Raw genomic sequence first — 25273 nt, 5'->3', positions numbered from 1 at the left:
CAGATGAACATCAAGGCCGACTTCCCGACGCTCATCGAAGAACTCGATTACGGAACGCCGCAATCGAAGGCTGAGAAGCAGGTGACGCTGACCGTCGATGGCCGCTCGATCAGCGTGCCGGAAGGCACGTCGATCATGCGCGCGGCGATGGAGGGCGGGGTCGAAATCCCGAAACTCTGCGCCACCGACATGCTGGACTCCTTCGGCTCCTGCCGCGTCTGCCTAGTCGAGATCGAAGGCCGCGGCGGCACGCCGGCCTCGTGCACGACACCCGTCGGCGAAGGCATGGTGGTGCGCACGCAGTCGGATCGGCTTGACGCCATCCGTCGCGGCGTCATGGAACTCTACGTCTCCGACCACCCGACCGGCTGGAACGAGAAGGCCGGAACCGGCGCCAGCGAGTTCGATGTGGTGGCGAAGTCCGTTGGCCTGAGCGAAAACCGCTATGGCGTCGAGGGCCGTAACCACGTCAAGGAAGAAGGCGGCGTCGCGCCGGGCCATGGCTCGCTGGCGGTCGACTACATCGCCCGCGATGAGTCCAACCCCTATTTCACCTACGATCCGGCGCAGTGCATCGTCTGTTCGCGCTGCGTGCGCGCCTGCGAGGAGGTGCAAGGCACTTTCGCGCTGACCATCGAGGGCCGCGGCTTCGAGTCGCGCATGGTCGCCGGCATGCACGAGGATTTCATCGCTTCCGAATGCGTGTCCTGCGGCGCCTGCGTGCAGGCCTGCCCGACCGACGCGCTGCGCGAGAAGACCGTGCTCGAAAAAGGCATGCCGGAGCATTCGGCCGTCACCACCTGTGCCTATTGCGGCGTCGGCTGCTCGTTCAAGGCCGAAGTGAAGGGCGACGAGGTCATCCGCATGATGCCCTACAAGGAGGGCATGGCCAACCACGGCCATTCCTGCGTGAAGGGCCGCTTCGCCTATGGCTACGCCACCCACAAGGACCGCATCCTGTCGCCGATGATCCGCGAAAAGGTCAGCGATCCCTGGCGCGAAGTGAGCTGGGAAGAGGCGATCGCCCATACGGCCAAGGAATTCCGCCGCATCCAGTACCAGTACGGCCGCACCGCCATCGGCGGCATCACGTCCTCGCGCTGCACGAATGAGGAGACCTATCTCGTCCAGAAACTGGTACGGCAAGGCTTCCGCAACAACAATGTCGACACCTGCGCGCGCGTCTGCCATTCGCCGACCGGTTACGGCCTCGGCCAGACCTACGGCACATCGGCCGGCACGCAGGACTTCGATTCCGTCGAATTCACCGACGTCGCCGTCATCATCGGCGCCAATCCGGCGTCCGCGCACCCGGTGTTCGCCTCGCGGCTGAAGAAGCGGCTGCGCCAGGGCGCCAAGCTGATCGTGCTCGATCCGCGTCGCACCGAGATGGTCAAGTCGGCGCATATCGAGGCCGACTACCACCTGCCGCTGAAGCCAGGCACCAATGTCGCCGTGCTGACGTCGCTGGCCCATGTCATCGTCACCGAGGGCCTGTTCGACGAAGCCTTCATCCGCGAGCGCTGCGACTGGGCCGAGTTCCAGGACTGGGCGTCCTTCGTCGCCCTGCCTGAAAACAGCCCCGAAACCGTCGGCAAGCTGTCCGGCGTCGATCCCGAACTGATCCGTGGTGCCGCGCGCATGTACGCCAAGGGCGGCAATGGCGCGATCTACTACGGCCTCGGCGTGACCGAGCACAGCCAGGGCTCGACCACGGTGATGGCCATTGCCAACCTCGCAATGGCTACCGGCAATATCGGCCGGCCGGGCGTCGGCGTGAACCCGTTGCGCGGCCAGAACAATGTGCAAGGCTCGTGCGACATGGGCTCGTTCCCGCATGAACTGCCGGGCTATCGGCACATTTCGGGCGACGCGGTGCGCGACATCTATGAGAGCCTGTGGGGCGTGAAGCTGGACGACGAACCCGGCCTGCGCATCCCCAACATGCTGGATGCCGCCGTCGACGGCTCGTTCAAGGGCATCTACATCCAGGGCGAGGACATCCTGCAGTCCGATCCCGACACCAAGCATGTCGCCGCCGGCCTTGCCGCGATGGAATGCGTGGTTGTGCACGACCTCTTCCTCAACGAGACGGCGAACTACGCGCATGTCTTCCTGCCCGGCTCGACCTTCCTCGAGAAGGACGGCACCTTCACCAATGCCGAGCGCCGCATCAACATGGTGCGCAAGGTGCTGGCGCCGAAGGCGCGCTATGCCGACTGGGAGGCGACGCAGGAACTCGCCCGCGCCATCGGCCTCGACTGGAACTATACGCATCCGTCCGAGATCATGGACGAGATCGCCAAGACGACGCCAAGCTTCGCCAATGTCTCCTTCGACCTGCTCGACCGCGTCGGTTCCGTGCAATGGCCCTGCAACGACAAGGCCCCGCTCGGCACGCCGATCATGCATGTCGACGGCTTCGTGCGCGGCAAGGGCAAGTTCATCCGTACCGAATATGTGGCGACGGACGAAAGAACCGGACCGCGCTTCCCGCTGCTCCTGACCACCGGCCGTATCCTCAGCCAGTACAATGTCGGCGCGCAGACACGGCGTACCGAAAACGTCATGTGGCACTCCGAGGATCGGCTCGAAATCCACCCGCACGACGCGGAGAATCGCGGCCTGCGCGACGGCGACTGGGTGCGGCTGACCAGCCGTTCGGGCGAGACGACGCTGCGCGCGCTGATCACCGACCGGGTGTCGCCGGGCGTGGTCTACACCACCTTCCACCATCCCGACACGCAGGCCAACGTCATCACCACCGACTTCTCCGACTGGGCAACCAACTGCCCGGAGTACAAGGTGACGGCGGTGCAGGTCGGCGCCTCCAACGGCCCGTCGGAATGGCAGCGCGACTATGACGAACAGGCCAAGCAGAGCCGCCGCATCGCTCCGCTGCAGGCGGCGGAGTAGTCTTGGCCGCGCGCCGTAAAGCGACGACGCAAATATCGCGGCTGGCGCATCGCGCCAGCGGCACGGCCGCGGCCAACCGCATGGTGCCCGAGGAGACGCCGGTGGCGTTCTCCTTTGCCGGCACCACGCATGCGGTGATGATGGCGAGCCCGGCCGATTTCGAGGATTTCGCGCTCGGCTTTTCGCTGACCGAGGGCATCATCGCCGAGCCTGACGAGATCGAAGCCATCGAAGTGGAAGATCATGGTGCCGGCATCGACATCCAGATCATGCTGAAGGACCAGGCCAATACGCGCTTCGAGGCGCGGCGGCGACGGCTTGCCGGACCGGTCGGCTGCGGGCTCTGCGGCATCGAATCCATCGAGGAAGCGATGCGCTCGGTCGATGCGGTCAGTGCGTCAAAGCTTACGCTTGACGCCGACGACATCACCCGTTCGGTCAAGCTGTTGTCGAAGGTGCAGCCGCTGCATACCGAGACGGGGGCCGTGCACGCCGCCGGTTTCTACGTGCCCGGCAAGGGTGTCGTCATGGCGCGCGAGGATGTCGGCCGCCACAACGCGCTCGACAAGCTGGCGGGCGCGCTGGCCAAGGCCAATATCGATGGCGCTTCGGGCGCCGTCGTGGTGACCAGCCGTGTTTCGGTGGAGATGGTGCAGAAGACGGCGGCGATCGGTTCCGCCTTCATCATCGCCGTCTCCGCTCCCACCGCGCTTGCCATCCGCACCGCTCAAGAGGCCGGCATGACGCTGGTGGCGCTGGTGCGCGGCGATGATTTCGACATTTTCACCCACCCTGACCGGGTGGCATCCGGAGTTGCCCAGCATGTCGCATGACGAAGAGCACATCATGAGCACCAAGGAAAAGCTGGTGCGCATGGCCAACCAGATCGCGGCCTTCTTCCACTCCAGGCCACGCGAGGAAGGCGTTGCCGGCGTCGCCGAGCACATCAACAAGTTCTGGGAGCCAAGGATGCGGCGCCAGTTCTTCGAGATGCTGGACAGCGGCGGCGAGGGCTTCGACGAACTGGTCGTGGTCGCTTCGGCAAGGATCAAGCGTCCGATCACGCCGGCAGAGGCCGATCGCAAGCTCGGCCTCGAGGCTTCGCCCGGTGACGTCGCCGCGTCGCAGGGATAGGCCAGCAGCCGCGCCGGCTTATATTTCAGTTTGCTAAAGTTTAAGCTGCCGTAACCAAGGCAGCTCTGCTATGGTTGGCGACCAGAAGTCGTCAGTCCGGGCGGGCACCCTCGTGAGGCCGATCGAGACCCGATACGCCCTTAGCGGCGAGGTGCGGATCGCCTATCAGGTGGTCGGCCAGGGCTCGTTCGACCTCGTCTTCGTGCCCGGCTTCATTTCCAATCTCGACCTGCATTGGGAAGACGAGGGCTATACCAGGCTCTTGCGGCGGCTCTGCGCCTTCTCGCGGCTGATCCTGTTCGACAAGCGCGGCACCGGTCTTTCCGACCGCGTCGATGTCCGTCACCTGCCCAGCCTGGAGACCCGCATGGACGATGTGCGCGCGGTGATGGATGCGGCCGGCAGCGGCCGCGCGGCGATTCTCGGCGCCTCGGAAGGGGCGCCGCTGGCGATGCTGTTCGCCGCCACCTATCCGGAGAGGACGCGGGCCCTGGCGCTCTATGGCGGCTACGCGCATTTCCACAAATGGGTGATGCCGCCGGAGCGTCTGGAAGCCTTCATCACAACCGCCGAGACGGCCTGGGGCACCGGTGCCACCTTGCCCAGTTTCGCGCCGGGCAGGGTCGATGACGCGCATTTTGCCCAGTGGTGGGGACGGTTCGAGCGGCTGTCGGCCAGCCCGACCGCCGCGGCTGTCCTTGCCCGGATGAATGCCGGGATCGATGTGCGCGGCATATTGCCGGCGATCAGCGCGCCGACGCTGCTTGTCCACCGCCGCAACGATGTGCGCGTCGACCCCGAGGCCAGCCGCTTTCTTGCCAGGAAGATCCATGGCGCCCGGCTGGTCGAAATCCCCGGGCGCGATCATCCGATCTGGACCGGGGACGTCGACAGGGTTGCCGACCTGATCGAAGAGTTTCTGACTGGCCAGCCAGCGGTTGCCGATCCGGAGCGCGTGCTTGCCGCGCTGTTGGTGACGCACACTTCCGACACCGCCAAGCTCGGCGACCGCATGTGGAGCGAGCGCAGCCAGCGCTTCCAGGAGACATGGCGGCTGCTGGTGGGCCGCCATGGCGGCCGCATTGCCGGCACGCATGGCGAGCTGATGATCTCGCGCTTCGACGGGCCGGCGCGCGCGATCCGCTGCGCGGCGGCGTTGCGCGACGCGGCGCAGCAGATCGGCATAGCGAGCGCGCAGGGCGTGCATGTCGGCGAGATCGAATTGCGCGGCGCCCCGGTCGGTCTGACGGCGCGGGTAACGATGCAGCTCGCAACCCATGCCGGGCGCGGCGACATCCTTGCTTCGCGGCTGGTCGCCGACCTTGCGGCGGGCTCCGGCCTGCATTTCGTCGATGCCGGCCGCATCAGCCTCGACGAACTGGGGGAACCGCTGCCGGTGGTCCAGGCAACGTCGGAACAGCATTTGGAGCCTGCCTGCCGCCCCAAATCCAAGCCGTCGGAGCCGGCGTCCTTGACGGCGCGGGAAAGCGAGGTGGTGAGCCTGATCGCGGACGGCAAGAGCAATGCGGCGATCGCGGCGGAGCTCAGGCTCAGCGAGCATACGGTCAAGCGCCACGTCGCCAACATACTGCTCAAGCTCGATTTGCCGTCGCGGGCGGCGGCGGCGGCCTTTTCGGCCAGACATGCTGGCCCGGACGGGCCATGAGAGCCATGGCGCTTTCGAGCGAAGCGGCCCCAGCGCCAGAAGCGCTACCAATTCTTCCCATGCAGGCCAGGCGATATCGCCGTGACGGCACTGCGAATGGAGGATGAGATGGAGAAGTCGAACCGGATCCTGAAGTCACTGCTGATAGCCGCAAGCATCGGCGCACTGTTCGCCATCGTTCCGGCCAAGGCAGAGGATGCCTCGGCCACCGCCGCCTACAAGGACATCGAGGCGACGCTCGGCTCGGTGCCGGACATGTTCAAGGCATTGCCTGACGTGGCCATCGCCGGCGCCTGGGCGGAAATCAAAGGGGTGCAGCTCAACCCCAAGACCGCGCTCGACGGCAAGACCAAGGAGTTGATGGGGCTTGCGGTCGCCGCGCAGATCCCCTGCCAGTACTGCATCTATTTCCACACCGAGGCGGCCAGGCTCAACGGCGCATCGGACGAGGAAATCAAGGAGACCATCGCGATGGCCGGAATCGTGCGCCACTGGTCGACGATCCTCAATGGCAGCCAGGTCGATTTCGCCACTTTCAAGAAGCAGACCGACGACGTGTTCGCGGCCGTCAAGGCCAAGTCGCAGTGAATGCACGGTGACCAATCGCTGTCCGACGCTGGTGTCGGGCAGCGCATGATCAGTCGAACGCCCGGCATCGAACGGGCCAATGGAGGATGAAATGCTGACCAAGACACAAAATGTGGACGGCGCGGCGATCAAGAAGGCGATCGAGGGCCGTGACGGCAAGATGCTGTCGAGCTTCTATGCCGACGATGCGCTGGTGCGGGTGATCGACCGCAACAATCCGCCGAGCAAGCCGCGCGAAATCCGCGGCCGCGCGGCCATCGGCACCTTCTGGGACGATATCTGCAGCCGGGCGATGACCCACAAGGTCGACACCACCATCGCCGACGGCGACAACCTCGCCTTCACGCAAGCCTGCGCCTACCCGGACGGCACCAAGGTGTTCTGCGCGGCGATGCTGGAACTGAAGAACGGGCGGATCGCACGGCAGACCGTCGTGCAGGCCTGGGACGAATAGATCGACAACGGCAGCAGGCAAAACAGGGAGGAAACCATTATGTTCAGCGCCAGATGGCAGATCGACGCCAAGTTCGGGCACAAGCAGACCGTGCTCGAACTGATGCGAAAATGGGAACGCGAGATCGGCTCGCAGGTCGGTATCGCCGATCTCAACTTCCAGATCATGACCGGATCGATCGGTGCGCGGGAAGCGACGATCGAAACCCACCACCAGGTCGAGAGCCTGGCCCAGCTGGAAGAGTTCTTCGCCAAGATCGGCAAGATCGACGCGCATGCCAAATGGGGCAAGGAGATCGAACCCTATGTCGTATCGGGCACCAGCCTGTGGCAGATTTTCAGGGTTGTGGAGTAGTGGCTTTCGTTCTTCTCCCCGTTTACGGGGAGAAGATGCCGGCAGGCAGATGAGGGGCGGCGCTGACCTCTGCTATCTATTTGTTTTGACGTGATTTCGGACGGGTAACCCACCCTGAACGTCCGAGGTTTGCGCCGCCCCTCGTCCGCCCTTCGGGCACCTTCTCCCCGTAAACGGGAGAAGGGATTTTCTACCCATGCGCCACCATCACATGGCGCACGGCGGTATAATCCTCCAGCGCGTAGAGCGACATGTCCTTGCCATAGCCGGATTGCTTCAATCCGCCATGCGGCATCTCGTTGGTCAGCATGAAGTGCGTGTTGATCCAGGTGCAGCCATATTGCAGGCGGGCGGCGGTGGCCATGGCGCGCGAAACATCCTTGGTCCATACCGATGACGCCAGGCCGTAGTCGCTGTCATTGGCCCAGTTGACCGCCTCGTCGACTTCCGTGAAGCGGGTGAGCGAGACGACCGGGCCGAAGACTTCGCGGCGTACGATCTCGTCCTCCTGCAGCGCGCCGGCGACGACCGTCGGCTGGTAGTAGAAGCCGGTGCCCTCGCCCGGCTTGCCGCCGGTGGTGATCTCGATGTGCTTCAGTTCCGAAGCACGCTCGACGAAGCTCGACACACGGTCGCGCTGACGGCGCGAGATCAGCGGCCCGATCTCGTTCTCGGTGTCGTCCGGCTGGTTGTATTTGATCATCGAGACGGCGGAGGAAAGGTCGGCGACGAGTTTGTCGAAGATCTTCTTGCCGGCATAGATGCGGCAGGCGGCGGTGCAGTCCTGGCCGGCATTGTAATAGCCGAAGGCGCGCAGGCCGTTGACGACGGCGCCGAGGTCAGCGTCGTCGAAGACGATAACCGGCGCCTTGCCGCCGAGTTCCAGATGCGTGCGCTTGACCGATTTGGCGGCGGCCTGCAGCACCTTCTTGCCGGTGGCTACGTCGCCGGTGATCGAGATCATGTTGACCTTGGGATGGTTGATCAGCGTGTTGCCAACGCTGTCGCCGCGGCCAAGCACGACATTGACCACGCCTTCCGGCAGGATTTCGGCCAGGATCCGGGCCAGCTTCAGCGCCGTCAGCGGCGTCTGCTCCGACGGCTTGAAGACGACGGTGTTGCCGCCGGCAATCGCCGGCGCCAGCTTCCAGGCCATCATCATCAGCGGATAGTTCCAGGGCGCGATCGAAGCGACGATGCCGATCGCGTCGCGCCGCACCATCGAGGTGTGGCCGGGCAGGTATTCGCCGGCGACGACGCCGGGCATGGAGCGTACCGCGCCGGCGAAGAAACGATAGCAGTCAACGATGGCCGGGATCTCGTCGTTGAGCACGGCATTGATCGGCTTGCCGCAGTTCAGCGCCTCGAGCGTCGCGAACTCGTGGGCCTCAGCCTCGATGCGGTCGGCGATCTTCAGCAGATAGCCCGAGCGTTGCGCCGGCGTGGTGCGCGACCACGAGACGAAGGCTTTTTCGGCGGCAACGACAGCCGCCTCGATTTGCGCCTGGCTGGCCTCGGGCAGGTTGAGAATGGTCACCCCGGTTTTGGGATTGAGGATCGGCTCCTCGGTCTCCGTGCCCTTCTCGAATTTCGAGCCGATCAGCATCTGGGTGTCCATTGGGTCCTCCTTGAACAGAAGTGAATAGTGAGTAGTTGGTAGTAAGTGATGATCAGGCTTCGTCTGTGGGTTTCCCTAGTCGCCAATTCCTACTCACTACTCACTGTTCTCATTTGCCCGAACCGGCGATCTGGTCGCCGTCACGGGTCAGGTAATAGGCAAACAGGATCGGTAGCAGCGTCACCAGCACGACGACCATGGCCACGACATTGGTGACCGGGCGCTGGCGCGGGCGGATCAGTTCCTCCAGCATCCAGATCGGCACGGTCTGCTGCTGGCCAGCGGTGAAGGTGGTGACGATGACCTCGTCGAAGGACAGCGCGAAGGCAAGCATGCCGCCGGCAAGAAGCGCCGTGGCAATATTGGGCAGTACGACATGCCGAAAAGTCTGGAAACCGTCGGCGCCGAGATCCATCGAGGCCTCGATCATCGAGCCCGAGGTGCGGCGAAAACGGGCGACCGCATTGTTGTAGACGACGACCACGCAGAAGGTGGCGTGGCCGAGCACGATCGTCCAGAACGAGAACGGAATGTCGGCCAGCGAAAAGGCCGAACGCAGCGCGATGCCGGTGATGATACCGGGCAGCGCGATCGGCAGGATGACCAGCAGCGAGATCGCCTCGCGGCCGAAGAATTTGGTCCGCGACACGGCGGCGGCGCAGAGCGTTCCCAGCACCAGCGCGATCGCCGTCGAGATGGCGGCGACGCGCACCGACAGCGACAGCGCTTCCCAGACGTCGGGCCGGTTCCAGGTGACGGCGAACCATTGCGTGGTCAGCCCGGGCGGCGGCCACACGAAGCTCTTCTCCTCGGTGGTAAAGGCATAGACGAAGATCAGCAGGATCGGCAGATGCAGGAACAGCAGGCCGCAGGCGGCCGCGATCTTCAGGCCGAGCGGGGCGGATTGACCACGATCAGAGCGCATCGAAGGCCCCCATGCGCTTGGCGCCCCAGAGGTAGAAGCCCATGATGACGATCGGCACCACGGTGAAGGCGGCGGCGAGCGGGATGTTGCCGGCGGTGCCCTGCTGCGAGTAGACGGCCTGCCCGATGAACAGGCGCGAGGTACCGATGATCTGCGGGATGATGTAGTCGCCCAGCGTCAGCGAGAAGGTGAAGATCGAGCCGGCGACAATGCCGGGCAGCGCCAGCGGAAACAGCACGTTGCGGAAAGTCTGGCCGGGCGAGGCGCCGAGATCGGACGAGGCCTCGACCAGATTTCCGGGCACGCGCTCCAGCGCCGCCTGCACCGGCAGAATCATGAAGGGCAGCCAGACATAGACGAAGACGATGAAGGTGCCGGTAAAGGACACCGACAGCGAGTTGCCGCCGACGACCGGCAGCGACAGCCAAGCGTCGAGCAGCCACAACAAATGCAGCTTGGCGAGCAGCCAGGTCAAAATACCTTCCTTGGCCAGGATCAGCTTCCAGGCATAGATCTTGACCAGGTAGCTCGACCATAGCGGCAGCATGACGCCGAGATAGAACAGCGCCTTCCAGCGCCCCCGCGCATAACGCGCCGCGTAGTAGGCGATGGGGAAGGCGACGACGGCCGAAGCCAGCGTGACCAGTGCCGCCATCGTCACCGTGCGCAGGATGATGTCGAGATTGGCGGCCTGCAACAGGTCGCCATAGGTCTTCAGCGTGAACTGTCGGTTGATGAGGCCGGAGAACTCGTCGATGGAGAAGAAGCTCTGCGCCAAGAGCGCGAAGAGCGAGCCGATATAGACGATGCCGAGCCACAGGACCGGCGGCAGCAGCATGAGGAGCAGAAGCAGTTGCGGCCGGCGCCAGAAGAGGTCGGACAGCGCACCACGCATGCCGCCGCTGCCGGGGAGTATGGCGGGGGCAGGATTGAGCGCGGCGATGGTCATGGGGCGACCGTGTACAGACCGAGGCCGCGATCCTTCGCCCCCCTCTCTGTCCTGCCGGACATCTCCCCCTCAAGGGGGGAGATCAGCAGTTTCTCGGCCTCGCCAATTCTGCCACATTGGAGATTGGCGAAACCCGAAGGGACAGCCAATCTCCCCCCTTGAGGGGGAGATGTCCGGCAGGACAGAGAGGGGGGCTTCGCGCCAACCGTTCTCATGTCGGCTCATTCATCAGATGCAAGCTCTCGCGATTGAAGGTCAGCATCACCGCCTCGCCATCGGCCGGCAGGGCCGTGCCCGCCGGCACCACGGCATGCAGCTTCAACCCGTCGGCGTCGAGCGCCAGCCTTGTCGTGGCGCCGAGATAATTGGTCGAGACGAGACGCGCGGCGACGCCTTCGCCGCTTGCGGCGCGACCGACGCGAATGGATTCAGGCCGCAGGCTGCCCCAGCGCCGCTGGCCGGAATAACGCTGGACGAAGTCCGGCGGCAGCACGTTGGACGAGCCGACGAAATCGGCGACGAAGCGCGTGCTTGGGCGCTGATAGATATCCTCCGGCGTGCCGATCTGCATGATCCTGCCGTCGTTGAAGACGGCGACGCGGTCGGCCATCGACAGCGCCTCGCCCTGGTCATGGGTGACGAAGACAAAGGTTATGCCGAGCGCCTTCTGCAGCGACTTCAGCTCTTCCTGCATGTTTTCGCGCAGCTTGAGGTCGAGCGCGCCGAGCGGTTCGTCGAGCAACAGCACCTTGGGCTGGTTGACCAGCGCACGGGCGAGCGCAACACGCTGGCGCTGGCCGCCGGAAAGCTGGCCCGGCCGGCGCGCGCCATAGCCGGGCAGCCGCACCAGCGACAGCGCTTCTTCCGCCGCCTTGTGCCGCTCGGCCTTGCCGACGCGCTTGACCATCAGCCCGTAGGCGACATTGTCGAGCACGTTGAGGTGCGGGAACAGCGCATAGTCCTGGAACACTGTGTTGACGTTGCGGCGATAGGGCGGCACGCCCTCGGCGCGTTCGCCGAAGATCGAGATCGACCCTGATGTCGGCTGCTCGAAGCCGGCGATCAGCCGCAAGCACGTCGTCTTGCCCGAACCCGAAGGACCGAGCATGGCGAAGAATTCGCCCGGCGCGATGTCGAGATCGACCGCGTCGACGGCGCGAACGCTGCCGAAATGGCGCGATACTTTTTGAAAGGAAACGGCTGATGTCATTGGGTGTCCTGATCTGTCAGGCTCGTCAAATCTCGGGCGTCAGCGCTGCCCCTTCTCCGCCTGCCCATCCTTCGCTGCGATGCAGCTACGGAGGGTGAACCGGCACCTTCTCCCCGTATAGTGACGGGGAGAAGGGAAGCGCTCCAACGCTGACGACCCCCTCTCCCCGTTCTTCACGGGGAGAGGGTAAGGGTGAGGGGCAGCGTCAACTTATCAAGTGATGCGTGGCGAAAATCATCGTCCGCCGATGACGCCGATATAATCCGACACCCAGCGATAGTAGGGAACGCACTGGTTATTCTGGGTGGCGCATTTCGAGACCGGCGTCTTCCAGAACTTGATCTTGTCGAAATTGTCGTAGCCGTTGGTCTTGCAGCCTTCCTCGCCGAGCAACTCGTTGCCCTTGCAGGCGGCGGGCACGACCGGCAGCGAGCCGAACCAGGCCGAGACATCGCCCTGCACTTTGGGCGAGAGTGAATGCTCAAGCCACATATAGGCGCAGTTCGGGTGCGCCGCGTCGGCCTCCATCATGGTTGTATCGGCCCAGCCGGTGACGCCTTCTTCCGGCACGGTCGAGGCGACCGGCTTCTTGGCGGCGACCAGCGTGTTGACCTGATAGGGCCACGAACCGGACGCGACCACGCCTTCGTTCTGGAAATCGTCGACCTGGATGGCGGCGTCATGCCAGTAGCGGCCGACCAGCGTGCGCTGGACGCGCAGCAATTCGAGCGCGGCCTTGTACTGGTCCTCGTTCAGTTCGTAGGGATCCTTGATGCCGAGTTCCGGCTTGTGGAACATCAGGTAGTTGGCGGCGTCGGCGATGTGGATCGGTCCGTCATAGGCCTGGACCCGGCCCTTGTTGGACTTGCCGTCCGGCAGCTTCATTTCCTCGAAGACGACGTTCCAGCTCTTCGGCGCTTCCTTGAACACCTCGGTGTTGTACATCAGGATGTTCGGACCCCACTGATAGGGAACGCCATAGTGCACCTTGTCGACGGTGAACCAAGGCGCGTCCTTCAGCCGATCGTCCACCGCCTTCCAGCTCGGGATGAGATCGGTGTTGATCGGCTGCACGCGCTTGCCGGCGACAAGGCGCAGCGAGGCATCGCCCGAAGCCGTGACAAGGTCGAAGCCGCCCTCGTTCATCAGCGAGACCATCTCGTCCGACGTGTTGGCGGTCTTGACGTTGACCTTGCAGCCGCTCTCCTTCTCGAAGGCGGTGACCCAGTCATAGCCCTTGTCGGTCTCGCCGCGCTCGATATAGCCCGGCCAGGCAACGATGTTGACCTCGCCTTCGCCCTTGCCGAGTTCCTTGACCTGGGCAACGGCCTGACCGGAGAAGGTCAGCGCGACCGTCAGCGCAGTGCATGACCTCAGGAATGAATTCATCATCGATCTCCCATTTTGGCGCGGGATCCTGAAACCGCTCCGGTTCGCCAGATCACGCGCGGACTGAAAAACGTGTCAGCTCGTCCGTTGGACTTGACGATACTCTGATGGCAGCTTTGGTCCCGTACCGGAAGGTGCTTTGAAAATTCCGGTTTCGCAAATTCATTTATCAGAAGGCCGATATCGGCTTTTCCGATACCTCTATCACAAACGCTGGCGAACCGTTCGCTGCGACTGGGCGAGGCCGATGAAGTCGCGCGCCGCCGGCGGCAGGCCGGAGCCTCGCCGCCAGACCATGCCGACCTGCACCACCGGCAAGGAGCCCGAAATGTCACGCGATTCGATGCGGTCACCTTCCAGCGACCAGGGCCGGTAGACGAGATCCGGCAGCAGCGCCACGCCGGCGCCGGTGGCGACGAGGCTGCGCACGGCTTCCACCGAACGCGTGCGGAAGGCGACGTGCGGCCTGGCGCCGATCGCCGTCAGCAGCTTGCCGGTGTTCTCCTCGATCTCGTCGACGGTCAGCATGATCAGCGGTTCGGAGGCGATATCGCCGATGCCGATGATGTCGGCGCCAGCCAAGGGGTGGCCGAGCGGCAGCCACAGCCGATAGGCCGAGACTTCGAGGATTTCCGATTGCAGGGCAGTGCGGTCGCGCAGATTGGAGGTGACCATGACGGCAATGTCGAGCTTGCCGCCGATCAGTAAGTGTTCGAGGTAGTCGCCATTGTCCTCTATGGCCGAGACCTCGACGCCGGGATAGGCGCGGCGGTAGCGGGAAAGCAGATCCGACAGCACATAGCCGGCGACAAGCGAGGTGACGCCGAGCTGCAGCCGGCCGCCCACCACCGCCTGTTCACCCGAAAAAGAGCGGCGGGCGTCGGACACGTCGGCGAGAATCTTTGTCGCGTGACGCAGGAACTGGTGGCCCTTGTGGGTGATGTTGAGGCCGCGCGAATGGCGCTCGAACAGTTCGACGCCAAGATCGCTTTCAAGCTCCTTGATCGCTTCGGTGACCGACGATTGCGAGATGGAGAGGTTTTGCGCGGCGCGCGACACCGTGCCTTGCTCGGCGACGGCGACGAAGAATTGCAACTGGCGGATGGTGAAGGCCATGGCCGGACTAAACACCGGCAGGCAAGCGAAGGAAAGCCGATGGCCAAAGCTTATCCCATGGCTGGATGCCTGGCCGCGGCTCAGCCCAGCATCGGCCGGATGCGCCGCCAGCATGCCGGGCCATAGCGCAAGGCAAGCATGAATGCCGTTTCCAGCGCCAGCACGATGACGATGATGCGGAAGCCGACTGTGAGCGGGCTCTGGCTGCTGCCATGCAGCGCATACCCTGTAAGCAGAAAACCGGCATTCCAGAGCGTGGCTCCAATCAGCGTCGCGACCACAAACGGCAGGGCTGGCAGGCAGAGCGCGCCGGCCGCGATAGGCAAGTAATTGCGCACCGTCGGGATGAACTGCGCCAGCAGGGAAACCCTGACATGATAGCGGCGATAGGCCTGGCCGAGCCTGTGGTAGGTCGCCGGACGCAGGAAGACATATCGGCCGAACCGCTCGACCAGCCTGTCGGCGCGATCAATTCCGATGCGGCGGCCGACAGTGTACCAGACAAGGCAGCCGCTGGCGGAGGCCAGCGTGGTCACGCCCAGCAGAATTGCCAGCGACGCGCCATCCGGCGCAGCCGTCATGCCAAGGAACAACAAGAACACATGCGACGGCGGGACCGGCAGAATCTTCTCGGTGAAGGCGATGCAGAAGACGCCAAGCAGGCCGAGGCCAAGAATGGCCGACAGCGGACCGCTCATGCGAAGCGCCAATCGTAGGTACTGGCGGTCTTGATCCTCGATACGCGATAGACCGTCGCCGGCGGAAAATTGCGAAAGGTATGGCCGACCCGCGTGACCTCCAGGTCGAGCCTGTCGAGCAACGACTGGTCGAACGGGCAGCGCCGGCCGAGCGTGAACTGATGGAGCACTCCGCCCGGGCGAAGGTTCGCGAAGACGCCTTCAAGAATGGCGAGCGTCTTGCGCGGCGAAATCAGGCGGAAGGGCAAACCGCTGACCGCCGCGCCAGCCAGCAGGCCGGGGAACAGCGACGACAGATGGCGCAGGCCGACCGCATCCATCTCGAATATCCGCGCCAACGGAAATCGCCGCTTCAGCAACGCGGCGAAATCCGGATCGGATTCAATCAGTGTCAAATCCTCCTCCCTCACGCCGCGCCACAACAGCGCGCGGGTGAAGGGGCCGGTTCCCGGGCCAAGCTCCAGCACAGGGCCTGTCTCCGGACCGATGTCGCGCGTCATCAACGCCGCCAGGCTGGAACTGGACGGCGTGACGGAGCCGACCCTGAACGGCGCCACCGTCCACGCCATGAGAAAAGACACAGCATCATTTGCAGACATTGTAGCCTCAATCCCGGACAACATCACGCCAGCCCGTTTGGCGTGGCCATTTGATTTCACGTGGGCGCCGGGCCTGACCCTGTTGCATAATCGGGCCCGACGCCTGATGCCGGCATAGGGGGTGTGCCGACCGGCGCTGTTTGCCGCGACTGGATTGCATAGACATTGCGCAATCTCGGAGAGTCAAAGAAAGCGCCTGTCGATCCCGGGCCATCGGATTTGCCATGCTTGCGCAATGTTGGCGGTGTAGCGCCGCCGGATAGATGGCCGCCAAAGGGAACGAGGATGCGTATATTACTGGTCGAGGACGAACCCGAAATGGTCTCTGCCTTGCGTGCCGCGCTGAAGCGGCACGACATGGTGGTCGATCATGCCGGCTCGCTCATCGAAGCCGAAGGCTTGGTTGCCGTCGACAGCTATGACGCCATCCTGCTCGACCGTCAGTTGCCGGATGGCGACGGGCTGTCGCTGGTGCCGAGATTGCGTTCGGCCAGGAACACCACGCCCGTTCTGGTGCTGACGGCGAAAGGCGACACAGCGGAGAAGGTCGACGGGCTGGACATGGGCGCGGACGACTATCTGGCAAAACCATTCGCCTTCGAGGAGTTGCTTGCCCGCCTGCGCGCGCTGCTCAGGCGCCCGGCACCGCTGCAGTCGCAGTTCATCCGCGCCGGCCATCTGGTGCTCGATGTCGGGCATCGCGAAGCATCGATCCGTGCCGAACCGCTCAGCCTGCCACGCCGCGAACTCCTGGTGCTGGAGGCGCTGATGCGGCGCACCGGCCGCATGGTGCAGCGCGAGGCGCTGATGGAGGCGGTGTTCGGCCTCGACGACGAGATCCAGTCCAACGCACTCGACACCCATGTCTCGCGCCTGCGCCGCAAGCTCGCCGACGCCGATGCCGGGGTGACGATCAACGGCATTCGCGGCGTCGGCTATCTCCTGCGCGAAACGACGTGAGCGCCGAGCTATGAGTATCAAGCGCCCGCGTTCGCTCAAATGGAGCCTGGTGCTGCGCATCGCCCTGCTGCAATGCGCGTTGCTGACGCTGATCATCGTCGGCATTCTCGGCGCCATGCTGGCCACCGGCCTTATCCCGCACGACTACGAGGACGGCACAATGGACGTGCTAGCGGATGCGGTGACACGCGATGCAGGCGGCAAGCTCGTCATCACCGAGACGCCGGATATGGCAAAGCTGCGCTCGAACGTTCCGGACCTCTGGTTCATCATCCGCGACAAGCAAGGGCAGCGACTGGAAGAAGGCGCGGTACCGGCCATTTTCCAGCCCTTTGTCGGACTGCTGGACACTATCAGCGACGCCCGTATCGACCACGCAATCGGACAGGCCGCGCCGCCGGAGGGAAAGATCCGCTGGACCGATACGGCGGCCGGCAATGTCCAGATCTTCAGCGGCACCAAGGGCGGGCTTTCGCTGCCGCGCCTGCTCGGCCAGGCGCCGCAATTCTTCCTGCAAGGCATATTGCCGCTCGCCGGGCTGATGTCGCTGGCCACGCTGTTCGCGACGCCATGGGTGGTGCGCGGCGCGCTGTCGGGCCTTGGCCATGCGGCGGCCGAGGCCGAGCGCATCGACATCGACCAGCGCGGCGTGCAGTTGCCGCTGAAGGATGTGCCGAAGGAAGTGACGCCGCTGGTGAAAGCAGTGAACGCAGCCCTTGCGCGGCTCGACAAGGGCTATGAGCGCCACAAGCGTTTCCTGACCGATGCCGCCCATGAACTTCGAACACCGGTCGCCATCCTCAACACGCGCCTTGCCTCGCTGCCGGCGACACCGGAGCGGGCACGGCTGCTGCAGGATGCGGCGCGGCTTTCGACGCTGACCGACCAGTTGCTCGACCTGCAGCGCCTCGACCGGCAGACAACGGCCTTCGAAAGGGTAGACCTCGTGGCGATCGCGCGCGGCGTCATCTTCGACCTCGCACCGATGGCATTCTCGGCCGGCTACGAAATGTCGTTCGAGCCGGAACTGGACACGGTTCTCGCCACCGGCGACCGCACCGCGATCGAACGCGCGGTGACTAACATCGTGCAGAACGCCATCGAGCATGGCGGCCGCGCCGGCAAGATCACCGTCAGCGTCACGGCGCCCGCCACCATAGAGGTCCGAGACGAGGGCGACGGCGTGCCGCCGGGCGAGCGGGAGCGCATTTTCGAGCCCTTCTACCGGCTGCGTCCGCGGGATCACGGCGCCGGCCTCGGCCTCAACCTCGTGCAGGAAATCATGCATCTCCATGGCGGCCGCATCGAGATTCTCGACGGCAAACCGAGCGGCGCCTGCTTCAGGATGAGTTTTCGCGCCTTGCCGGCATAGCACCGGCATTGCAAATCGACCACGCGGTATTTGACATCGCGATTTATCGTAACTAGTTAAGTTACATGAAACGCAACAGTCGACTGTCCTCTACCTTGCACATTCTCGTCCACATGGCCGAGAAGCCAGCGCAAGCGCTGACCTCCGAGCAGCTTGCCACCTTCATCCACACCAATCCGGTGGTGGTGCGCCGGACCATCGCGGGCCTGCGCGATGCCGGCATCGTCACCTCCTCACGCGGCCATGGCGGCGGCTGGCTGCTCGGGCGCGCGCCCGAAGACATCTCTCTGGCCGAAATCAGCGCCGCCCTTGGCGAGACGCTGTTGCCGTTCAGCACCGAGCCGGAAAGCCCCGGCTGCCTCGTCGAGCAAGCTGTGATCGCCGTGCTCGACGATTTTCGCATCGCGGCCGAAAGATTGCTGCAGGAGAAACTCAGCCACATCACCCTGGCCGACCTCACAGCCGATTTCCGCCGCCGTTATGACCTCATTGGAGTTTCCAGCCATGCAGTATGATCTTGCCGTCCTTGGCGGCAGCTTTGCCGGCCTGTCCGCCGCAATCCAGGCGGCGCGGGCGCGGCGCAAGGTGCTGGTGATCGATGCCGGCCAGCCGCGCAACCGCTTCGCCGCGTATTCGCACGGCTTTCTCGGTCAGGACGGCCGTACACCCCGAGCGATCCTCGACGATGCAAGGCGGCAATTCCTTGCCTATCCGACAGCCAGGCTTGTCACCGCGCGCGCCGACAGGGCGGTTGCCAACAGCGGCAGCGATTTCGAAATCGCAACCGATGGCGGCGAGACATTCGGCGCGGCACGTCTGGTGCTGGCCACCGGCGTGCGCGACATCCTGCCGGAGGTTCCCGGGCTTGCCGGGCAATGGGGCAGGACCGTGCTGCACTGCCCCTATTGCCATGGCTACGAGGTTTCCGGCGGGCCGCTTGGCGTGCTCGCCACCGGCCCGATGTCCGTGCATCAGGCGCAGCTGATTTCCGACTGGGGCGACGTCACGTTGTTCGGCAACGGCCTGCTCGAGCCCGACGCCGAGGAGCTCGCCGCCCTTGATGGCAAGAATATCCGCTTTGAGCCCGCGACCGTCCAAGCGCTCGAGGAAGACGGTTCCGGCGGATTGGTTGTCCACCTCGATGGCGGCCGGAATGCCGGCGTCAAGGCGATCTTCACCGCGCCGCGCAACACGATGGCGAGCCCGCTGGCGGAACAGCTCGGTTGCGACTTCAAGGACGGCCTGCTCGGCCCGGTGATCTCGGTCGATGACAGGCAGCAGACGACGGTTCCCGGGGTCTACGCCGCCGGCGATGCGGCACGGGCGATGCACAACATCGCCTTCGCGGTGTCGGGCGGCACCTTCGCGGGCGTGTGCGCTCATCAATCCCTGGTGTTCGGCTAAAATTGTGTTCTGCTAAATCCCGGAACCCCCGCCGGCGATGCTGAGCCGTGCGCCGGCCTGCGCCAATGCGGCGGCTATATCGTGCGGCGGCGCGCGGTCGGTGGCGAGTTCGGAAAAGCCACCGAAGCCGCAGACCTGAACCAGTCCCTGGCGGCCGAACTTCGTGTGATCGGTGATGACGAGGGAACGCTGGCCGCGCGACAGCACCATGCGGGCGAATTCCGACTCTTCCAGATCGTAGTCCATGACGCCCGTCACCGCATCGACGGCGCCGGTGGAAATGACGGCGTGGCTGACCGAGAAGCGGCTGACGAACTCGATGGCCGATGTCCCGAACGCAGCGCCTGAATCGCTGCGCAACTCGCCGCCGGCCATATAGACCTTGTTGCCGTTGATGGTGGCCAGCGTGCGGGCGATGTCGGACGAATTGGTCACGACCGTCAGGCGCCGGTGGCCGAGCAGTTCGCGGGCCAGGAACGAGGTCGTCGTCCCGGTGTCGAGCATGATCGATTCGCCGTCGCGGATGGTGGCCGCGACCGTGCGGGCAATGCTGCGCTTGGCGTCGGCATGCTCGCGCATGCGCCGTTCGAACGGCGCTTCGCCGATCATCGACGGCAAGCCGATGGCGCCATGCATCTTCAGGATCGAGCCGTCGCTGGTGAGCGGCTTGACGTCACGGCGCACGGTTTCGAGCGACACGCCCAACCGGTCGGCCAGGCTGGCGATGGTGACGGTTCCCTCTTCCTGCAGCAGCCGCAGGATCTCGCCATGCCGTTTCGAGTGGATCATCTGTACGCGTCCCGGAAATTGCCCGATTCTAGGGCATTTCTAGCGCTTTTAAAGGAATTGCCCATGCTTTCGGGCAAAATACCCAAAAAAAGTCACATCTTTTTATTGACAGAAGGGCAACCCTGGCGTGAAATCCAACCCCAACAGGGGTTCGGAGCTGCAGCGGGAGGATAATTGGCAGGGCCGCAACTCACTGACCAGGCAGGCTGTAACGTGCCTGGCGCGAAAGATTTTCAGATCCGCGGGGGCGGATGCCGGGTTCAAAAACCTGGCCAAGGGGCTCGTCGGTGCGGTGCGGGATACCGATCCTGGCGTCCCGCACCGACGAGATTGTTTGCACTTCCCTCCGCCGTCGTTGCGTTGCCCGTGGCGCCTTGTCGAAGCCCCGCGAACCAGACCAGCAAACCAGGGATGATTTCGTGATTGCCGAAGACCGCATCCGCGCCCTGCCCTGCTGGACGGGGGCCATCGAGATCGCGCCGCTGCCCGGCGGCTTGAGCAACGCCAATTATGTTGTGACCGACGCGGCCGGCAAACATGTCGTGCGCTTCGGCCAGGACTATCCGTTCCACCATGTCTTCCGCGAACGGGAGGTGATGACCGCGCGGGCGGCGCACGCGGCCGGCTTCGCGCCGGCGGTCCACTATGCCGAACCGGGAATCCTGGTGACGGCGTTTCTCGGCGCCAAGACCTATCTGGCTGAGGACGTGTGCGTCAATCTCGGCCGTGTCGCCGCGCTGATGCGCGGCTTTCACCGGGAGATGCCCAACCATATTTCCGGCGCCGGCTTCATGTTCTGGGTGTTCCACGTCATTCGCGACTATGCGCGCACGCTCGACGAGGGCGGCAGCCGCAAGCGCGGTAACCTGCAGCACTTCCTGGGACTGGCCGACGAACTGGAGCGCGCGCAGAAATTGCTGCCGATCGTCTTTGGCCACAATGATCTTTTGCCGGCCAATATTCTGGATGACGGCAGCAGGTTGTGGCTGATCGATTTCGAATATGCCGGATTCAACACAGCCATGTTCGACCTTGCCGGCGTCGCTTCGAACGCCGGCATGAGCGACGAAGAGTCCTTCGCCTTCCTGACCGCCTATTTCATGAAGGAACCGGACGAGGCGATCCGCCGCTCGCACGCCGCCATGCAATGCGCCTCGCTGCTGCGCGAGGCGATGTGGAGCATGGTATCGGAGCTCTATCTCGACGCGCCCGGCATCGACTACGTCGCCTACACCGAGGAAAACCTGGTGCGGCTCGACGCGGCGCTGGACAATTACCGGACAAAATACGGGATCCTGAAATCATGACCTTGCCTAGCCAGGCCGCGGTCGTCGTCATCGGCGGCGGCATTATCGGCTGTTCGACGGCCTATCATCTGGCGCGCGACCACAAAGCCGACGTGGTGCTGCTCGAACAGGGCAAGCTGACTTCGGGCTCGACCTGGCACGCTGCCGGCCTTGTCGGGCAATTGCGCTCTTCGGCCTCGATCACGCGAGTGCTGAAATATTCCGTCGACCTCTACAAGGGGCTGGAGGCCGAGACCGGGCTCGCCACCGGCTGGAAGATGACCGGGTGTCTCAGGCTCGCCACCAATGCCGACCGCTGGACCGAGTACAAGAGGCTGGCGACGACGGCGAAGAGCTTCGGCATGGACATGCATCTGCTGTCTCCGGCGGAGGTCAAGGCGATGTGGCCGCTGATGGAAACCGGCGATCTGGTCGGTGCCTCCTGGCTGCCGACCGACGGCCAGGCGAGCCCGTCCGACATCACCCAGTCGCTGGCCAAGGGCGCGCGCATGCATGGCGCCAAGCTCTATGAGGACGTGCGCGTCACCGGCTTCGAAATGAAGGGCGACCGCATCACGGCGGTGAAGACCAATCAAGGCGACATTGCCTGCGAAAAGGTAGTGAATTGCGCCGGCCAATGGGCACGGCAGGTCGGCGCCATGGCCGGCATCAACGTGCCGCTGCAGCCGGTCAAGCACCAGTACATCATCACCGAAAAGATCGATGGGCTGGCGACCGACGCGCCGACGTTGCGCGACCCCGACCGGCGCACCTATTTCAAGGAGGAGGTCGGCGGCCTGGTGATGGGCGGCTACGAGCCGAACCCGCAAGCCTGGACGACAGGGGACGTGCCCAACGATTGGGAATTCCGGCTGTTCGATGACGATTACGACCATTTCGAGCAGCACATGGTTCAGGCGATCGCGCGGGTGCCGGCGCTGGAAACCGTTGGCGTCAAGCAGATGATCAACGGGCCGGAAAGCTTCACGCCGGATGGCAATTTCATCCTCGGCGTGGCGCCCGAATGCGCCAACATGTTTGTCGGCGCCGGCTTCAACGCCTTCGGCATCGCCTCCGGCGGCGGGGCCGGCTGGGTGCTGGCGCAATGGGTGGTCGATGGCGAGGCGCCGCTCGACCTGTGGGTGGTCGACATCAGGCGCTTTTCCAACCTGCACCGCGACCGGCAATGGGTGTGCGAGCGCACGCTGGAGGCCTATGGCAAGCATTATACGATCGGCTTCCCGCATGAGGAATACACCAGCGGCCGGCCGCGCATCGTCTCGCCGCTCTATGACAGGCTGAAAAACCATCGCGCCGTCTTTGGATCCAAGCTCGGCTGGGAACGGCCGAACTGGTTCGCGCCGGAGGGCGTCGAACCGCGCGACATCTATTCGATGGGCCGGCAGAACTGGTTTGCCGCCGTCGGCGACGAGCACCGGCATGTACGCGAGCATGTCGGCATCTTCGACCAGTCGTCGTTCGCCAAATACGAATTGACCGGGCCTGACGCGGCCAAGGCGCTCGACTGGATCTGCGCCAACGATGTCAGCAAGCCGGTCGGCCGGCTGACCTATACGCAACTCCTCAACACGCGCGGCGGCATCGAGGCCGACCTGACGGTGTCGCGGCTTGCCGAGGAGAAGTTCTACATCGTCACCGGCACCGGTTTCCGCACTCACGACGCCTCGTGGATCAGCGACCATATTGGCGAGGGCCTCGATGCCAGGCTGATCGACGTCACCGAGGATTTCGGCACGCTGTCGCTGATGGGACCGCGTGCCCGCGACGTGCTTTCTGATGTGACCGGGAGCGATGTGTCGAATGCCAGCTTCCCGTTCGGCCATGTCAGGGAGATCGTCATCGCCGGTCACACGGTGCGGGCGCTGCGCGTCACCTATGTCGGCGAACTGGGCTGGGAGCTGCATGTGCCGATCGCGGCCACCGGCGAAGTCTTCGACGCGCTGATTGCGGCCGGCAAGAAGCATGACATACGGCCGGTCGGCTACCGCGCGCTCGAATCGCTGCGGCTGGAAAAGGGCTATCGCGCCTGGGGCTCCGACATAACCCCCAACGATACGCCGCAGGAGGCTGGCCTCGGCTGGGCCGTCAAGCTCAGGAAGAACACCGACTTCGTCGGACGGCGCGAGCTCGAGAAGGTTGACGGTGCGTATTTGAAGAAGCGCTTTGCCGGCTTCACGGTCGACGATCCGGAGATCGTGCTCGTCGGCCGCGAAACCATCCTGCGCAATGGCGCGCCGGTCGGCTATCTGGCCAGCGGCGGCTACGGCTACACCCTGGGCAAGAACATCGGCTACGGCTATGTGCGCAACGCCGACGGGGTGAGCGATGATTTCCTTGCGTCAGGCCGATATGAACTGGTGGTCGCGATGCAGCGGACGCCGGCTAAACTCCACCTCGAGCCAATGTATGACCCGGATGGCGAGAAAGCCAGGGCTTAAGGCATTCTAGGCAGGAAGGCGCGACGTATTGACCGGTTGAGCCCCCATCTGCGATTACAGGGAAGTCATTTCAAGGTCCGTAGCGGGTAACTGCCATGACAAAATCTCTCATTCTGCCCTCGATGACGCTACGCACAGAGACTATTCGACCGGCTAAGGCGTTGTGCTTGTTTATCTATGCAGTCCTTGACCTAAGCGTCTCCACAGCAATCGCCAAAGATGACCCCAGCAAATTGAGCGTCTGGACGGTTGCACGAGGCAAGGACGAGTCTGGGGCCTCCAGAATAACCGCGATGTTAAACCCTTGGGTTGACGATCCCAGCACTGTCACGCACCCAGTCTCGGCCATGCTTTTGGCTAGTTGCACCGAAGGAAGCTTGTCGGTCGCCCTCATATCCGACATTGGCGTCGATGGGCAGCACCACGACATTTTCATCCGACGGAACGACGAGCCCGAAAAGAAAGAGCGGTGGGTGGTCAGCAAGCTGCTTCCCGGTATTTGGGATACCAAAGAAGCTGGAATCTTCCTGGATTCACTTTCCGAAGTGGGAGACCTTTCAATCCGATATGAAGATACCGATAAGAAATGGGTGCGGGTATCGAAATACAAGATGACCAACTTTGATAAAGCAAAGGAGGCAATCCGATCAATGTGCCCTTGGTGATCGCCGCGGGTTACTCCTTACCGAACTGCATTGAGAATCAGCACACGCGCAGGGCGAGGCCACGGCTCGGTACCGTATCGGCCTCGCCAGGCATAGAGACGTAGGGGCGTGTTTCCTCGACGCGGGTGATCAGGCCTTGCGCTTCGAGTTCGGCGATGCGCGCGGCAAAGCCCTGATCCCACAGCGTGTTCTTGACCGTCAGGACGATTACCCCGCCCGCCCGGCAGATACGGATCAGTTCGTCCAACCCGTCGGCGCCGACATGGCCCGAAGTGAAGACGCCGGCCGAGACGATGCCGGCATAGGTGTCGTCGGCAAAAGGCAAGGCGCCACCGAGCGCCAGGCAATGGAGCGCCGAATAGACGCCCTTGCGCGCGGCCTGATCCAGCATGCCTTGCGAGATGTCCAGTGCCTCGACCTCGGGATAGCCTGTTATATCGAGCCATTCACCGATCAGCCCCGTACCCGCGCCGGCGTCGAGCAGGGGGGCTGACCCCGGCGGCAGATGGCGGGCGAGCAGTGCAAGGCAGATCGTCGGGTGACGGTAACCGGCGGCTGACATGTCGGCGTCGTAGGTCTGCGACCAGCGGTCGTAAAGTGCCGCCACTTCTTCCGGGCGCTTGGCCGCGTAGACTTCGCCGAGTGCGCCATGATGCTTGCTATCCGCCACGTGCCCGCCAACTCCTTCGTCTTGCCGGGATGATAGCCAAACAGCGAAAATT

25 protein-coding genes are annotated in these 25273 nt (G+C 64.0%); 15 read left to right on the top strand and 10 right to left on the bottom strand.

Going from position 1 to position 25273, the window contains the following annotated elements; all coding sequences use genetic code 11:
• Positions 1-3: 3 nt before the first annotated feature.
• The 7 genes from fdhF to LB569_RS00885 all read left to right on the top strand — a co-directional run bounded on the left by fdhF (position 4) and on the right by LB569_RS00885 (position 7112).
• Complete coding sequence (fdhF, locus tag LB569_RS00915) at positions 4-2916, top strand: formate dehydrogenase subunit alpha (protein ID WP_224690714.1); 2913 nt, start codon at positions 4-6, stop codon at positions 2914-2916.
• Positions 2917-2918: 2 nt separating this feature from the next.
• Complete coding sequence (gene fdhD / locus LB569_RS00910; protein ID WP_140706450.1) at positions 2919-3749, top strand: formate dehydrogenase accessory sulfurtransferase FdhD; 831 nt, start codon at positions 2919-2921, stop codon at positions 3747-3749.
• Positions 3739-4050, top strand: coding sequence for a formate dehydrogenase subunit delta (locus tag LB569_RS00905; protein ID WP_140706452.1), 312 nt, complete (start codon positions 3739-3741; stop codon positions 4048-4050). The genes fdhD and LB569_RS00905 overlap by 11 nt, the downstream gene beginning before the upstream one ends.
• 112 nt (positions 4051-4162) lie before the next feature.
• Complete coding sequence (locus tag LB569_RS00900; RefSeq protein WP_224690713.1) at positions 4163-5716, top strand: alpha/beta fold hydrolase; 1554 nt, start codon at positions 4163-4165, stop codon at positions 5714-5716.
• 108 nt (positions 5717-5824) lie between these two features.
• Positions 5825-6304, top strand: coding sequence for a carboxymuconolactone decarboxylase family protein (locus LB569_RS00895; RefSeq protein ID WP_224691109.1), 480 nt, complete (start codon positions 5825-5827; stop codon positions 6302-6304).
• Between the two features lie 91 nt (positions 6305-6395).
• Positions 6396-6758, top strand: coding sequence for a nuclear transport factor 2 family protein (locus LB569_RS00890; RefSeq protein WP_224536344.1), 363 nt, complete (start codon positions 6396-6398; stop codon positions 6756-6758).
• A gap of 39 nt (positions 6759-6797) precedes the next feature.
• Positions 6798-7112, top strand: coding sequence for a hypothetical protein (locus LB569_RS00885; protein ID WP_140706458.1), 315 nt, complete (start codon positions 6798-6800; stop codon positions 7110-7112).
• Between the two features lie 190 nt (positions 7113-7302).
• Here the strand turns inward: LB569_RS00885 and LB569_RS00880 are convergent, their stop codons facing one another.
• The 8 genes from LB569_RS00880 to LB569_RS00845 all read right to left on the bottom strand — a co-directional run bounded on the left by LB569_RS00880 (position 7303) and on the right by LB569_RS00845 (position 15517).
• On the bottom strand, positions 7303-8730 hold the full coding sequence (locus LB569_RS00880; RefSeq protein WP_224690712.1) for a gamma-aminobutyraldehyde dehydrogenase: 1428 nt from the start codon (positions 8728-8730) through the stop codon (positions 7303-7305).
• A gap of 109 nt (positions 8731-8839) precedes the next feature.
• Positions 8840-9655 (bottom strand): ABC transporter permease, encoded by an 816-nt coding sequence (locus LB569_RS00875; protein WP_224690711.1) that lies wholly within the window; start codon positions 9653-9655, stop codon positions 8840-8842.
• The gene (locus LB569_RS00870; protein ID WP_224690710.1) at positions 9645-10604 is read right to left on the bottom strand and encodes an ABC transporter permease; all 960 of its coding nucleotides are present in this window, start codon (positions 10602-10604) and stop codon (positions 9645-9647) included. The genes LB569_RS00875 and LB569_RS00870 overlap by 11 nt, the downstream gene beginning before the upstream one ends.
• A gap of 211 nt (positions 10605-10815) precedes the next feature.
• Positions 10816-11814 (bottom strand): ABC transporter ATP-binding protein, encoded by a 999-nt coding sequence (locus tag LB569_RS00865; RefSeq protein WP_224690709.1) that lies wholly within the window; start codon positions 11812-11814, stop codon positions 10816-10818.
• A gap of 234 nt (positions 11815-12048) precedes the next feature.
• Entirely contained in the window at positions 12049-13203 is a 1155-nt protein-coding gene (locus LB569_RS00860) for an ABC transporter substrate-binding protein (RefSeq protein WP_140706613.1), read from the bottom strand.
• A gap of 204 nt (positions 13204-13407) precedes the next feature.
• Positions 13408-14319 (bottom strand): LysR substrate-binding domain-containing protein, encoded by a 912-nt coding sequence (locus LB569_RS00855; protein ID WP_224690708.1) that lies wholly within the window; start codon positions 14317-14319, stop codon positions 13408-13410.
• Positions 14320-14399: 80 nt separating this feature from the next.
• The gene (locus LB569_RS00850; protein WP_224690707.1) at positions 14400-15017 is read right to left on the bottom strand and encodes a DedA family protein; all 618 of its coding nucleotides are present in this window, start codon (positions 15015-15017) and stop codon (positions 14400-14402) included.
• On the bottom strand, positions 15014-15517 hold the full coding sequence (locus LB569_RS00845) for a class I SAM-dependent methyltransferase (RefSeq protein ID WP_224690706.1): 504 nt from the start codon (positions 15515-15517) through the stop codon (positions 15014-15016). Before LB569_RS00845 ends, LB569_RS00850 begins: the two co-directional genes overlap by 4 nt.
• Here LB569_RS00845 and LB569_RS00840 point away from each other — a divergent pair.
• The 5 genes from LB569_RS00840 to LB569_RS00820 all read left to right on the top strand — a co-directional run bounded on the left by LB569_RS00840 (position 15504) and on the right by LB569_RS00820 (position 19352).
• Entirely contained in the window at positions 15504-15734 is a 231-nt protein-coding gene (locus LB569_RS00840) for a hypothetical protein (RefSeq protein WP_224690705.1), read from the top strand. The two genes, LB569_RS00845 and LB569_RS00840, sit on opposite strands and share 14 nt — an antisense overlap.
• A gap of 167 nt (positions 15735-15901) precedes the next feature.
• Positions 15902-16576, top strand: a complete 675-nt coding sequence (locus LB569_RS00835; RefSeq protein WP_224690704.1) for a response regulator transcription factor — start codon at positions 15902-15904, stop codon at positions 16574-16576.
• A 10-nt stretch (positions 16577-16586) separates the two neighbouring features.
• Positions 16587-17948 carry a sensor histidine kinase gene (locus tag LB569_RS00830; protein WP_224690703.1) on the top strand — a complete coding sequence of 454 codons (1362 nt, stop codon included), beginning with the start codon at positions 16587-16589 and terminating at the stop codon, positions 17946-17948.
• A gap of 65 nt (positions 17949-18013) precedes the next feature.
• Entirely contained in the window at positions 18014-18463 is a 450-nt protein-coding gene (locus LB569_RS00825; protein WP_140706478.1) for an RrF2 family transcriptional regulator, read from the top strand.
• Complete coding sequence (locus LB569_RS00820) at positions 18453-19352, top strand: NAD(P)/FAD-dependent oxidoreductase (protein ID WP_140706480.1); 900 nt, start codon at positions 18453-18455, stop codon at positions 19350-19352. Before LB569_RS00825 ends, LB569_RS00820 begins: the two co-directional genes overlap by 11 nt.
• Positions 19353-19364: 12 nt before the next feature.
• Here the strand turns inward: LB569_RS00820 and LB569_RS00815 are convergent, their stop codons facing one another.
• Positions 19365-20141, bottom strand: a complete 777-nt coding sequence (locus LB569_RS00815; RefSeq protein WP_224690702.1) for a DeoR/GlpR family DNA-binding transcription regulator — start codon at positions 20139-20141, stop codon at positions 19365-19367.
• Between the two features lie 419 nt (positions 20142-20560).
• On the opposite strand from LB569_RS00815, the gene LB569_RS00810 reads away from it, so the two are divergent.
• The 3 genes from LB569_RS00810 to LB569_RS00800 all read left to right on the top strand — a co-directional run bounded on the left by LB569_RS00810 (position 20561) and on the right by LB569_RS00800 (position 24551).
• Complete coding sequence (locus tag LB569_RS00810; protein WP_224690701.1) at positions 20561-21448, top strand: phosphotransferase; 888 nt, start codon at positions 20561-20563, stop codon at positions 21446-21448.
• On the top strand, positions 21445-23886 hold the full coding sequence (locus LB569_RS00805; protein WP_224690700.1) for an FAD-dependent oxidoreductase: 2442 nt from the start codon (positions 21445-21447) through the stop codon (positions 23884-23886). The genes LB569_RS00810 and LB569_RS00805 overlap by 4 nt, the downstream gene beginning before the upstream one ends.
• A gap of 167 nt (positions 23887-24053) precedes the next feature.
• Positions 24054-24551 (top strand): hypothetical protein, encoded by a 498-nt coding sequence (locus tag LB569_RS00800; RefSeq protein ID WP_181173701.1) that lies wholly within the window; start codon positions 24054-24056, stop codon positions 24549-24551.
• Positions 24552-24588: 37 nt separating this feature from the next.
• Here LB569_RS00800 and LB569_RS00795 read toward each other — a convergent pair whose 3' ends face one another.
• Entirely contained in the window at positions 24589-25221 is a 633-nt protein-coding gene (locus LB569_RS00795) for a class I SAM-dependent DNA methyltransferase (protein WP_224690699.1), read from the bottom strand.
• Between the last annotated feature and the right edge of the window lie 52 nt (positions 25222-25273).

It is taken from the genome of Mesorhizobium sp. BH1-1-4 (genome assembly GCF_020165665.1).
Taxonomy (GTDB): domain Bacteria; phylum Pseudomonadota; class Alphaproteobacteria; order Rhizobiales; family Rhizobiaceae; genus Mesorhizobium.
The sequence above is the reverse complement of the archived record's forward strand: the minus strand, read 5'-3'. Positions and strand labels throughout refer to the sequence as shown.

Bases quoted from the DNA above. Each gene is read 5' to 3' on its own strand.
- fdhF (WP_224690714.1), top strand. From the start codon at position 4: ATGAACATCAAGGCCGACTTCCCGACGCTCATCGAAGAACTCGATTAC.
- LB569_RS00905 (WP_140706452.1), top strand. From the start codon at position 3,739: ATGTCGCATGACGAAGAGCACATCATGAGCACCAAGGAAAAGCTGGTG.
- LB569_RS00895 (WP_224691109.1), top strand. From the start codon at position 5,825: ATGGAGAAGTCGAACCGGATCCTGAAGTCACTGCTGATAGCCGCAAGC.
- LB569_RS00890 (WP_224536344.1), top strand. From the start codon at position 6,396: ATGCTGACCAAGACACAAAATGTGGACGGCGCGGCGATCAAGAAGGCG.
- LB569_RS00885 (WP_140706458.1), top strand. From the start codon at position 6,798: ATGTTCAGCGCCAGATGGCAGATCGACGCCAAGTTCGGGCACAAGCAG.
- LB569_RS00880 (WP_224690712.1), bottom strand. From the start codon at position 8,730: ATGGACACCCAGATGCTGATCGGCTCGAAATTCGAGAAGGGCACGGAG.
- LB569_RS00875 (WP_224690711.1), bottom strand. From the start codon at position 9,655: ATGCGCTCTGATCGTGGTCAATCCGCCCCGCTCGGCCTGAAGATCGCG.
- LB569_RS00870 (WP_224690710.1), bottom strand. From the start codon at position 10,604: ATGACCATCGCCGCGCTCAATCCTGCCCCCGCCATACTCCCCGGCAGC.
- LB569_RS00865 (WP_224690709.1), bottom strand. From the start codon at position 11,814: ATGACATCAGCCGTTTCCTTTCAAAAAGTATCGCGCCATTTCGGCAGC.
- LB569_RS00860 (WP_140706613.1), bottom strand. From the start codon at position 13,203: ATGAATTCATTCCTGAGGTCATGCACTGCGCTGACGGTCGCGCTGACC.
- LB569_RS00855 (WP_224690708.1), bottom strand. From the start codon at position 14,319: ATGGCCTTCACCATCCGCCAGTTGCAATTCTTCGTCGCCGTCGCCGAG.
- LB569_RS00850 (WP_224690707.1), bottom strand. From the start codon at position 15,017: ATGAGCGGTCCGCTGTCGGCCATTCTTGGCCTCGGCCTGCTTGGCGTC.
- LB569_RS00840 (WP_224690705.1), top strand. From the start codon at position 15,504: ATGTCGCGCGTCATCAACGCCGCCAGGCTGGAACTGGACGGCGTGACG.
- LB569_RS00845 (WP_224690706.1), bottom strand. From the start codon at position 15,517: ATGACGCGCGACATCGGTCCGGAGACAGGCCCTGTGCTGGAGCTTGGC.
- LB569_RS00835 (WP_224690704.1), top strand. From the start codon at position 15,902: ATGCGTATATTACTGGTCGAGGACGAACCCGAAATGGTCTCTGCCTTG.
- LB569_RS00830 (WP_224690703.1), top strand. From the start codon at position 16,587: ATGAGTATCAAGCGCCCGCGTTCGCTCAAATGGAGCCTGGTGCTGCGC.
- LB569_RS00825 (WP_140706478.1), top strand. From the start codon at position 18,014: ATGAAACGCAACAGTCGACTGTCCTCTACCTTGCACATTCTCGTCCAC.
- LB569_RS00820 (WP_140706480.1), top strand. From the start codon at position 18,453: ATGCAGTATGATCTTGCCGTCCTTGGCGGCAGCTTTGCCGGCCTGTCC.
- LB569_RS00815 (WP_224690702.1), bottom strand. From the start codon at position 20,141: ATGATCCACTCGAAACGGCATGGCGAGATCCTGCGGCTGCTGCAGGAA.
- LB569_RS00805 (WP_224690700.1), top strand. From the start codon at position 21,445: ATGACCTTGCCTAGCCAGGCCGCGGTCGTCGTCATCGGCGGCGGCATT.